At 44.2% G+C, this 10,618-nt stretch carries 9 protein-coding genes; 8 read left to right on the top strand and 1 reads right to left on the bottom strand.

Annotated elements, in window-relative coordinates; all coding sequences use genetic code 11:
- Nucleotides 1-249: 249 nt before the first annotated feature.
- The 3 genes from AB6F11_RS07015 (at nt 250) to dnaJ (ending at nt 5,023) form a co-directional block, all read left to right on the top strand.
- Nucleotides 250-1,287 (top strand): polysaccharide lyase family 7 protein, encoded by a 1,038-nt coding sequence (locus AB6F11_RS07015; RefSeq protein ID WP_017072010.1) that lies wholly within the window; start codon nt 250-252, stop codon nt 1,285-1,287.
- A 389-nt stretch (nt 1,288-1,676) separates the two neighbouring features.
- Entirely contained in the window at nt 1,677-3,590 is a 1,914-nt protein-coding gene (gene dnaK / locus AB6F11_RS07010) for a molecular chaperone DnaK (protein ID WP_017059868.1), read from the top strand.
- Between the two features lie 284 nt (nt 3,591-3,874).
- A complete protein-coding gene (gene dnaJ, locus AB6F11_RS07005) occupies nt 3,875-5,023 on the top strand; it encodes a molecular chaperone DnaJ (protein WP_017059869.1) in 1,149 nt (382 codons plus the stop codon).
- Nucleotides 5,024-5,209: 186 nt separating this feature from the next.
- Here the strand turns inward: dnaJ and AB6F11_RS07000 are convergent, their stop codons facing one another.
- The gene (locus AB6F11_RS07000) at nt 5,210-5,641 is read right to left on the bottom strand and encodes a type IV pilin protein (protein WP_017068545.1); all 432 of its coding nucleotides are present in this window, start codon (nt 5,639-5,641) and stop codon (nt 5,210-5,212) included.
- Between the two features lie 102 nt (nt 5,642-5,743).
- Between AB6F11_RS07000 and AB6F11_RS06995 the strand changes: the two genes are divergently transcribed.
- From AB6F11_RS06995 to AB6F11_RS06975, 5 genes are all read left to right on the top strand, one after another.
- A complete protein-coding gene (locus AB6F11_RS06995; RefSeq protein ID WP_102394072.1) occupies nt 5,744-6,250 on the top strand; it encodes a GspH/FimT family pseudopilin in 507 nt (168 codons plus the stop codon).
- Nucleotides 6,231-6,863, top strand: coding sequence for a PilW family protein (locus AB6F11_RS06990; RefSeq protein ID WP_102394073.1), 633 nt, complete (start codon nt 6,231-6,233; stop codon nt 6,861-6,863). Before AB6F11_RS06995 ends, AB6F11_RS06990 begins: the two co-directional genes overlap by 20 nt.
- A complete protein-coding gene (locus AB6F11_RS06985; RefSeq protein ID WP_102394074.1) occupies nt 6,860-8,164 on the top strand; it encodes a hypothetical protein in 1,305 nt (434 codons plus the stop codon). Before AB6F11_RS06990 ends, AB6F11_RS06985 begins: the two co-directional genes overlap by 4 nt.
- Nucleotides 8,154-8,603: a prepilin-type N-terminal cleavage/methylation domain-containing protein gene (locus AB6F11_RS06980; RefSeq protein ID WP_017062783.1), complete on the top strand. Its 450-nt coding sequence runs from the start codon at nt 8,154-8,156 to the stop codon at nt 8,601-8,603. Before AB6F11_RS06985 ends, AB6F11_RS06980 begins: the two co-directional genes overlap by 11 nt.
- Nucleotides 8,604-8,901: 298 nt before the next feature.
- Nucleotides 8,902-10,464: an AbgT family transporter gene (locus tag AB6F11_RS06975; RefSeq protein ID WP_017059875.1), complete on the top strand. Its 1,563-nt coding sequence runs from the start codon at nt 8,902-8,904 to the stop codon at nt 10,462-10,464.
- Nucleotides 10,465-10,618 lie beyond the last annotated feature (154 nt).

The raw sequence follows: 10,618 nt of genomic DNA, 5'->3' as shown, positions 1-10,618 counted from the left end.
TTGTACGGTGGTGTGAGAGGACGGAGGCCGTGAGGCCTCCTCCTACTCGATTCTGCTGTTGGGTACTTTGGGCTGTCTGCTGCTGAGTTAAAAGAGGGGGCTATGTTGGTGCGAAGTCTCATTTTTTCTTTTTACTCGTGCCGAATTGGCCATCAGTTTTCAATCTTTAATATAGATCACATATAATAATACAATATTATTATATTGTTCTGACAACCTACATTATGACGACATAAAGGAAACCCAATAATGAAGCTGTCTTACCTTAGCCTACTGACTGCCAGCCTTTTAGCCGCTCCCGCTCTTGCTTCTAATCACGATATTGGTCAACAGTTCAATCTTGACCCTGCAAAAGCACCAGCACAAAACTTCGATTTATCTAAATGGAAAATTAACTTACCGGAGCTGACGACTGAAGGGTCTAGAAAAGGTAAAACGCTGGAGATTGGTAAAAAGGAACTGTCGAATGTAGACACGCCTTACGTTCACCCTAAATGGTTCTACACGGATGCTGAATCTGGTGCGATGGTGTTTGTGGCTCCGAATACAGCTCCAACGACGCCAAACAGTAAAAACACGCGTAGTGAGCTAAGAGCGATGCTAGCGGATAGCTACTCTGCGCCGAGCAACAACTTCGCGATTTCAAGCCATAAGAATGCAGAAGAGTTTGGCTCTATTGGCGGCCAAATGACGGCGACGCTTTCTGTCGATCAGGTGAGTACCAGTGGTAACTACAATAAAACAGGCGCATTTTCAGTCGTCATAGGGCAAATTCACGGCTCGGACAATGAACCTCTTAAAATTGTTTACCGTAAACTACCAGAGCATGAGCATGGTTCATTAACATGGAACTACGAGCTCAACCCGCCGACAGAGATGAAAAACGCGAAGGATGAAAACGGAAAGAAACTTCGTAAAGACATTCGCCATGATGTATTTGGTCAATACAATCTGAAAAAAGGCAGCTCGGACCCTGCTGATGGCATCAAGCTAGGTGAAGTGTTCTCATACGATGTGAATATCAAAGATAACATCATGCACTTAACCTTTACTAAGAATCCAAACTCAGCCGATCCTATTGTGAAGACGTATGATGTTGATTTGGCTAAGGGTAAGTATCAGGGGCATGATATCGACCTTGGTTATGGACAGGACTGGATGTACTTCAAGGCGGGCGCATACAATCAATGCAACACTAAGAAGTCGAGCTCAGCCTGTGAATGGCGTGGTATGGAAGCGGGTGATTACACTCAAGCGAGCTTCTACCAGTTAGTGCTCAACCAATAATATGGCTGAATCAGTCACCATTTGAACAATATTTAACTGATTAATATCTATTTGAAAAAGACCTTCCACATGAAGGTCTTTTTTTATGGCATCTGGAATAGGGTTGAGGTTTCAATGTGGCGACAAATGCGAGAGTTTCTCAACATTGGAGCCTTAATTGGCAAGGGATCGGTCACTTTTTACCTTTATGTAAAAAGATACGGGAAAAAATAGATTTTTTTTACTTATTCCCTTGAAAACCAGTTTGCAGCCCTTATCTATGGTGCATACGAAAGCAAATTACATTTGCACTTAAATTTTGTGTATTAGGGTTGAATCCCTGATTACCGCCCCCCACATATGTGGGTATAGCAAAAAACTAATATAGATTATATTTCGGAGATAGCCTGATGGGTCGAATCATTGGTATTGATTTAGGTACTACTAACTCTTGTGTTGCTGTTTTAGACGGCGACAAACCACGCGTACTAGAAAATGCTGAAGGCGAACGCACAACAGCATCGGTAATCGCATACACTGACGGCGAGACGCTAGTTGGTCAACCTGCGAAACGTCAAGCAGTTACTAACCCTCAAAACACGCTATACGCAATTAAGCGTCTAATCGGTCGTCGTTTTGAAGATGAAGAAGTTCAACGCGATATCGAAATCATGCCTTTCAACATTGTTAAGGCTGACAACGGTGATGCATGGGTTGAAGCGCAAGGCCAAAAAATGGCTGCTCCTCAAGTATCTGCTGAAGTTCTTAAGAAAATGAAGAAAACAGCTGAAGACTTCCTAGGCGAAGAAGTAACTGGCGCAGTAGTAACTGTTCCTGCTTACTTCAACGATGCTCAACGTCAAGCAACGAAAGATGCTGGCCGTATCGCTGGTCTAGATGTTAAACGTATCATCAACGAACCAACTGCTGCTGCTCTAGCTTACGGCCTAGACAAGCAAGGTGGTGATCGCACTATCGCTGTATACGACCTTGGTGGTGGTACATTCGATATCTCTATCATCGAAATCGATGAAGTAGAAGGCGAGAAGACTTTCGAAGTTCTTTCAACTAACGGTGACACTCACCTTGGTGGTGAAGATTTCGATAACCGCATGATCAACTACCTAGTAGATGAGTTCAAGAAAGAGCAAGGTATCGACCTTAAAGCTGATCCACTAGCAATGCAGCGTGTTAAAGAAGCAGCAGAAAAAGCGAAAATCGAGCTTTCTTCTACTACTCAAACTGACGTAAACCTACCTTACGTTACTGCTGATGCGACTGGTCCTAAGCACATGAACATCAAAGTGACTCGTGCGAAGCTTGAGTCTCTAGTTGAAGACCTAGTTCAACGTTCTCTTGAGCCACTAAAAGTAGCTCTAGCAGATGCTGACCTATCTGTAGGCGAAATCACTGACGTTATCCTAGTTGGTGGTCAAACTCGTATGCCTATGGTTCAAGCTAAAGTAACTGAATTCTTCGGTAAAGAGCCACGTAAAGACGTGAACCCTGACGAAGCTGTTGCAATGGGTGCTGCTGTTCAAGGTGGTGTACTAGCTGGTGACGTTAAAGACGTTCTACTACTAGACGTTACTCCTCTATCTTTCGGTATCGAAACGATGGGCGGCGTGATGACTAAGCTTATCGAGAAAAACACAACTATCCCTACTAAAGCGGATCAAGTGTTCTCTACAGCTGAAGACAACCAAAACGCAGTAACTATCCACGTTCTTCAAGGTGAGCGTAAGCAAGCGACTTACAACAAGTCTCTTGGTCAGTTCAACCTAGAAGGTATCCAACCAGCACCACGTGGCATGCCACAAATCGAAGTAACATTCGACCTAGATGCTGATGGTATCCTGAACGTATCTGCTAAAGATAAAGCAACAGGTAAAGAGCAGAAGATCACTATCCAAGCATCAGGCGGCCTGTCTGAGGAAGAGATCGAAGCAATGGTACAAGAAGCAGAAGCTAACAAAGAAGCGGACAAAAAGTTCGAAGAGCTAGTAACTGCACGTAACCAAGCTGACCAAATGATTCACGGCACTAAGAAGCAAGTAGAAGAAGCTGGTGAAGCTTTACCTGCAGACGAGAAAGCTAAAATCGAAGCGGCTATCACTGCACTAGAAGAAGTTAAGTCTGGTAACGATAAAGAAGCTATCGACGCTAAAGTTCAAGAACTTATGCAAGCAGCTCAAAAGCTAATGGAAATTGCTCAACAGAAAGCTCAAGCTGAACAAGCTGGTGCTGACGCTGGTGAACAACCTAAGCAAGACGACGATGTTGTAGACGCTGAGTTTGAAGAAGTTAAAGAAGACAAAAAATAATTTCGTCGCAGAGTAGCCTGATTTCGTTATCGGAAGTGTCCACCTACTAACGTAGGCTCCGCGCTTCCACTTAGGACTCAAGCTATCTGCTTAGAAATTTGTCTCAAAGACTTATTATTGCGGGCGTCAGAGGTAACTCTCACGCCCGTAAATTTGTATTTAGACTTGTCGATCTAGATAATAGCTTTATTCGGCATTTCAGCCGGCAGAACTTTTATCTAGATTGATACACAGACTACTGAAGTGATCATTCGGTAGTAGCAATTATTTTGGTGACCTAGAACATGTCAAAACGTGATTTTTACGAAGTATTAGGCGTAAGCCGCGATGCATCAGAGCGCGATATTAAAAAAGCGTACAAACGCTTAGCGATGAAATTCCACCCGGACCGTAACCAGGGTGATGAGACCGCAGCAGATAAGTTTAAAGAAGTAAAAGTAGCGTACGAGATCCTAACCGATTCTCAAAAGAAAGCAGCTTACGACCAATACGGTCATGCAGCCTTTGAACAAGGTGGCATGGGCGGCGGCGGTGGTTTCGGCGGCGGTGGCCAAGGTGACTTCGGCGATATCTTCGGTGACGTATTTGGCGACATCTTCGGCGGCGGTCGTCGTGGTGGCGGTCAACAGCGTGCACAACGTGGTTCAGATCTACGTTACAACATGGAACTTTCTCTAGAAGAAGCGGTTCGTGGTGTTTCTAAAGAAATCGAAGTACCAACACTTGTAGAGTGTGATACTTGTGACGGCAGCGGCGCGAAAGCGGGTTCTTCTGCACAAACGTGTGGCACTTGTCATGGCCACGGCCAAGTACAAATGCGCCAAGGTTTCTTTGCGGTTCAACAGACTTGTCCTACTTGTAACGGTAAAGGCAAGATCATCAAAGACCCATGTAACTCATGTCATGGTCAAGGTCGCAAACAGAAGACGAAAACACTTAACGTTAAGATCCCTGCTGGTGTTGATACTGGCGATCGTATTCGTCTATCAGGCGAAGGCGAAGCGGGAGAGCAAGGCGCTCCAGCTGGCGATCTGTACGTACAAGTACACGTAAAAGAGCACAACATCTTCGAACGTGACGGCAACAACCTTTACTGCGAAGTACCAGTAAGCTTCTCTATGGCTGCTCTAGGCGGTGAAGTTGAAGTTCCAACACTGGATGGTCGTGTAAACCTTAAGGTACCAGAAGAGACACAAACGGGCCGTATGTTCCGTATGCGTGGCAAGGGCGTGAAAGGCGTTCGTGGTGGCGGTGTGGGTGATCTAATCGTTAAGCTAGTGGTTGAGACTCCAGTTAAGCTAAGCGCTCGCCAGAAAGAATTACTGCGTGAATTCGAAGAAACCTGTGGTGGTGAAGCGGCAAGCAAGCATAAGCCAAAGTCTGAAGGTTTCTTTAGCGGCGTTAAAAACTTCTTCGATGACCTAACTAAGTAATCAATTTATTGATGTCTTAGGTTATTGATGCCTTGAGTTTTTAATGATTTAAGTTATTGATAAAGTTGGAAAAGCCTGCTCGTTTAGCAGGCTTTTTTGTATCTGTAGATCAGGGGAAAAGAAGCTCGAGAAGAAAGAGTCGAGATTTATCAGATAAATTCTAGAGCCCTTTGGTGGTTGCTCTTGTTACTTCCAACACGTTTCTGGCTCCGAAATACCCGAGTGGTGCAATTCCAACTTATCGGTATTCGAGTCAAAACATTCATCATTTACTTGCTGCGAAAGCGGTTCCGCTTGAATTGAATAGGTGGTGCTACTCGCAGAGATCGCTAGCGTGTATCGGCTAGTATCGGTATCGCAAAACAAGCATGTCCCTCCTGAAATAATATTCTCCGCTGCCGACGCATAGTTCCCTGTGTATAGAGTTTCTATCTCCAGTTGCATCTTGGTTAAGTCGGCCATCGCTGTAACTCGATGTGCCTTGATAACATGGTTGGTATAACTTGGATACGCAATGGCGCCGAGTATCCCCACGATGGCGACAGCGATCAATAATTCGATCAATGTCATCCCTCTCATGCTTATGTTGTTGCTGTTGCATATATTTTTTCGAATCATCGCGAGTAGTTTCCTTTCATAACCCAGTACATTCTTCTCCGGTGGTAGCATCGCTGCAAGATTAAATACGGTTACGCACTGAATTACATAGGAATTTGGGAAATGACTCGCGGGTTTACGCTTCTAGAGCTGCTGATTACGGTCGTGGTACTTTCAGTACTGCTGGCTGCTGCTGCCCCGAGTTTTAGTTCGGTTACTGAAACCGTCAAGATGCAGCGACTCGCCGGAGAGTTGAATGGTTTTCTCATTCAAGCCAAGTCTGAATCGGTTAAAAGGAACCAAGATCTGTGGGTGCATTTCTCTATGGATAAAAATGAGGTGCAATCTACCGGAGAGTGGACTGTGCGGTTAAAGCCTACGGAGGATCTTTCTGGAGAAACATTACTGATGTTGTCAGGCGAACTGTTTCGAGATGTATCGTTTTCCCATAATTACACAGGTGCAAGAATCAGTTTTGAGAGTGTAAGGGGAAGGCCAGCCAGAGGGACGATTTATCTTTCTCCAAACACAGCGTCCACAGACAGATTGTTGGTTAAATTATCCAGCCCTCCTGGGCGAATTAAGGTGTGCGGTGAGTCGAGTGCGCAGTATGGCTATGATGCGTGTTAGACCGATTGTGGTAGCGCCTACTAAACAGCAAGGCACATCATTAATTGAGTTAATGGTGGCGTCTGTGATTGGTGTGTTTGCGATTTCGATTATTGGCAGTGTCTTTATAACAGGGCAGAGAATTGCCAAAGACAAAGGCATTGAATTACTACTGCTGCAAAATCTAACCAGTACCATGCAGGTCATGAAAGAAGATATTCAACGAGCGGGCTACGATGGATCTAATGGTTATTCAATCAAGTTGTCTGGCGCGAGTAACACCATCCAAGTGAGTGGCGGTGTGGCGGTGGGTTTTGTTTACTTCCGAGAGGGTTCGAGCGCAAGTAAAGATCACCGACATATCGTTTACCGTAAGAAAGGTACTCGACTACAAATATGTGAAAAAGGCACGCTTGTTAGCGAGGATCTCATTTCTTTCAATGAAGTAACCGGATGTTATTCGCTGTTTGATGACAGCCTGATCGAGGTGGACGCATTTAGCGTTGATGCTCATCTGTTAGAGCAGAACTCTATTAAAACCACGCTTACCGATATCAGTATTACGGCCTCAATTCCAACCGCGGGTGTTTCTAAGTCGGTTTCGGTTTCCGTTAAACAGAGGAACTGGCAATGATGATGTTTAGAAAGCAGCGTGGTGTGGTGACTTTATTGATTACATCTGTGCTTTTAATTGGTGCGCTGGTGGTGACGCTAGGTTCATACCGCAGTGCTTTTCATCAGATCAAAGTGGCTCAAAATGAGGTCGAAGGTCGCAAAGCCCACTGGCGATCGGAAGGTGGCTTGGAGTGTGGCTTCACTTACATCGCTGAAAATGATCTGACAGCTATTCCCAATGATTTAATGGATTATTGTCAGCAGTCGAAAGTCGTTACGTTGGGATCAGAAGCACTCACGCCAAATATATTGGTGTCGAGTTCTGAGTCTTTATCGCTGAACAAAGAGATTAGTTTTGTAGACGCTTCGGGATTAGGAGTAATGCAAACCAATTCGAGTTTAGAATTTATTTCTGATCACAATATCGATATTAATCCTGATATTGCTCTTACTGCTGTTGATGGTATTAACGAGTGTGTATCGGTTCGATTTTTAGATAGTGTTATCTATAAGCAAAAGGGAGGAGGACGTTTGAAGACCATTACTCCAGAGTCACCTCCTTTTTCTACGTTTGAGTCTTGCCAACAAACCACCAATATTAGCAATGATGCAACCATCGACTCCGTTGGGGCGCTGCCTTCAAACTCTTTTCAATCAGATTTCAAATTCGATCCGGATATCGATACGTTCTCTAATTATTTTGGCGTGCCAAAGACGTCAGAGAACATTGACCAGATTAAGCTTGATTATCATGTTATAGACCTTATTGATCGGACAGTTGTCCCCTCTAAGCATATTGATTTGGTTGATGGTGAATATGAAGGAAATAAGTGTAGCAAAGCCATTAATGATGCCTTTTCAAGTGGGGAGAATAAGGTATGGGTTATAGGTGATTGCGTCGTTTATTCACCTGCGATTAATGTAGTTGAACCTATCCCAGGGGTTATTACGCCTCGCTCTTTAGTGATTCAGGACGGCATCGTTGCGAATGGTAACGCGAGCGTATTTGACGGGGCTTTTTATCATCTAAATGATATGACCGTATTCGATAACACTAACTCTCCCGATACTGATACCGACCTACTGAGTGGTTTGTGGGCTAAAGTTCCAGATACAATTCCTATTACTGATTTAGTACAGAGTAATTCGGTTTATATTGGATTTGCTTCTTTTTTCCCTAAAGGAGGGATGTTCTTTGATTCCGTTGGTGGGTTATCGACAATTCAGGGTTCAATCAATTTGGATTATACCGGTGAATACAACCCTCATAGCACTCCTTTAAAAGCGAAGTGGAAGCGAGGATCATGGAATGATTTCTAAGAACTCAGGTTTTAGCTTGATAGAGGTTCTTATCTCTTTTCTGTTGATTGGCGTTGCCTCACTAGGGCTGGTTAAATTACAGGTCTACGCTGAACAAAAATCGGATTTTGCGCTCCACAGCGTAGAGGCGCTGCATTTTGCTGAAAGGCAGATGGAGTATTATCGAACTCGGGCGTCTAATGCGAGTGGGGCGGTAGGTTTAATTCCTTTTTCAGAACTAAATCAGGCGAGTCATTGTCTCAACACAGCAAGTTCAGATCCTTTATCCGGTTTGTCGGGGTCTGCCTATGCCATGACCTGTGAAGTGACTAATGCAAACGGTGCTCTGTCTAGCGCATTAAAAAGCATTACTGTCACAATTGCATGGCAAGATCGTATGAACCACGCACAAAGTATTTACCTCGAAACTATGCTCTCCAAATACAGTGAGTTTGATTGACCCTCAAGCAAACGTTTACTGCATGCCAAGGCTCATGCTACCCCTTTTACTGATAATTTTCACTCCTCGGACATTGTTTACGTGCTAGTTAAAACTCTGTATATGGAATGGTGTTTTTTGTGTTTTTATATTGTTGTGGTTGTATGGTATTTTTGCAAAATATGTCTCCATTTATGGAAAATTAGGTGGAATCTTGTGCTTTTTAACAACGACTTTAATAGAATATGTGCTGTACCAATAGGCCGTGGTCAAAACTTATATTAGGCCTAAACAAAACAACATCACATATGGAGTTACAATGAGTAACCAAGCCGTAAAAAAAGCACCATCGACTGAGAAGATCAGTGGTATGGACCGCTTTCTAAACTTCATTGAACGCGCCGGCAACAAAATTCCAGATCCAGCAATCCTGTTCTTCTGGGCTCTAGTTATTGTATGGGTAGCATCTGCACTTTTGTCGAACCTTTCATTCGACCTTATCAACCCTCAAACGGGTGCTGCTCTAGAAGTAAACAACCTACTAACTGGTGAAGCGCTTGCTAGCTTCCTAGCGAATATGGTTACCACGTTCACAGGCTTCGCACCTCTAGGCATCGTACTTGTTGCTATGCTAGGTGTTGGCGTTGCAGACTCTTCAGGCTTCATTACGACTGGCCTTAAGAAGATGCTTAACTTCACGCCAGCTAAGCTACTAACGCCAATGCTAATTCTTGTTGCTATCGTGTCTCACACAGCAGCTGATGCAGGTTACGTTCTAGTAATCCCTCTTGGCGGTATCATCTTCCACGCTGCGGGTCGTCACCCTCTAGCGGGTATTGCAGCAGCGTTTGCTGGTGTATCAGGTGGTTTCTCAGCGAACTTTATCCCTTCAGGTATTGATCCGCTACTAGCTGGTTTCACTCAAACAGCGGCAAACGTTCTTGACCCTGCATATGTGATCAACCCTCTAGCGAACATCTTCTTTACTGGTTTGTCTTCAATTCTAATTGTGGCAATTGGTTGGTACGTTACAGAGAAAATTATCGAGCCTCGTCTTGCTAATACGCCTGTAGATGAAGATGCAGAACAAGCACCTGATCTAGGTACGTTCACAGCCATTGAATCTAAAGCATTCAAATTCGCTGGTTGGGCAATGGTTGCCGGTATTGGTCTGCTTATCGCGGCTCTAATGCCTGAAAACTCAGCACTTCGTTCACCTGAAGGCGAATTAACGGCGTTCTCAGCACCAGTAATGAAGTCTATCGTTCCTCTGATCTTCATCCTGTTTATTATTCCGGGTATCGTCTACGGCCGTGTAGCGGGTACATTCAAGAATAGTAATGATGTTATCAAAGCAATGTCTGAGACGATGGCAACGATGGGCGCATACATTGTAATGTCGTTCTTCTGTGCTCAGTTCCTATCTGCATTCGCTCAATCAAACATCGGTACTATGCTGGCACTTTACGGTGCTGAAGGCTTGAAAGCGATGGACCTTCCAGGTGAAGCAACGGTTGTTGGTATGATTCTACTAACGGCTGCAGTTAACCTTCTTGTTGGTTCTGCTTCAGCTAAGTGGGCACTGATTGGTCCTATCCTAGTTCCAATGCTAATGGTTGTGGGTATCTCTCCTGAGCTATCTCAAGCGGCTTACCGTGTAGGTGACTCAGTGTCTAACATCATCTCTCCACTAATGGTGTTCTTCCCACTGGTTGTTGTTTACTGTCAGCGCTACGTTAAGTCGACAGGTATCGGTACTCTAGCTTCTCTAATGATGCCATTCTCGATTGCGATGTTAATCGGTTGGTCTATCTTCTTGCTAGCTTACTGGGCTCTTGGTATCCCACTAGGTATCCAAGCACCTTACACTTACACAATGTAAGATTGAACTAAGCAAAACTAAGCTTTATTCATTGCTAAGCCCGCACCGAAATGTGCGGGCTTTTTTTCGCTATTTTTTCCGTTTTTTATATCCAAGGTTTTTATATCCAAAACTTTCTATATCCAAAACTTTTTATATTCAAAATAAAGGCACT

Origin of the sequence: Vibrio sp. 10N.247.311.14, assembly GCF_041467715.1 — a bacterium.
GTDB lineage: Bacteria > Pseudomonadota > Gammaproteobacteria > Enterobacterales > Vibrionaceae > Vibrio > Vibrio crassostreae_C.
This window is presented reverse-complemented; position numbering and strand designations above follow the sequence as displayed.

What these genes read in the sequence shown, in the direction of transcription:
- AB6F11_RS06990 (WP_102394073.1), top strand. Translation starts at nt 6,231, where the DNA reads ATGGCTATGATGCGTGTTAGACCGATTGTGGTAGCGCCTACTAAACAG.
- AB6F11_RS06995 (WP_102394072.1), top strand. Translation starts at nt 5,744, where the DNA reads ATGACTCGCGGGTTTACGCTTCTAGAGCTGCTGATTACGGTCGTGGTA.
- AB6F11_RS06975 (WP_017059875.1), top strand. Translation starts at nt 8,902, where the DNA reads ATGAGTAACCAAGCCGTAAAAAAAGCACCATCGACTGAGAAGATCAGT.
- AB6F11_RS07015 (WP_017072010.1), top strand. Translation starts at nt 250, where the DNA reads ATGAAGCTGTCTTACCTTAGCCTACTGACTGCCAGCCTTTTAGCCGCT.
- AB6F11_RS07000 (WP_017068545.1), bottom strand. Translation starts at nt 5,641, where the DNA reads ATGATTCGAAAAAATATATGCAACAGCAACAACATAAGCATGAGAGGG.
- dnaJ (WP_017059869.1), top strand. Translation starts at nt 3,875, where the DNA reads ATGTCAAAACGTGATTTTTACGAAGTATTAGGCGTAAGCCGCGATGCA.
- AB6F11_RS06980 (WP_017062783.1), top strand. Translation starts at nt 8,154, where the DNA reads ATGATTTCTAAGAACTCAGGTTTTAGCTTGATAGAGGTTCTTATCTCT.
- dnaK (WP_017059868.1), top strand. Translation starts at nt 1,677, where the DNA reads ATGGGTCGAATCATTGGTATTGATTTAGGTACTACTAACTCTTGTGTT.
- AB6F11_RS06985 (WP_102394074.1), top strand. Translation starts at nt 6,860, where the DNA reads ATGATGATGTTTAGAAAGCAGCGTGGTGTGGTGACTTTATTGATTACA.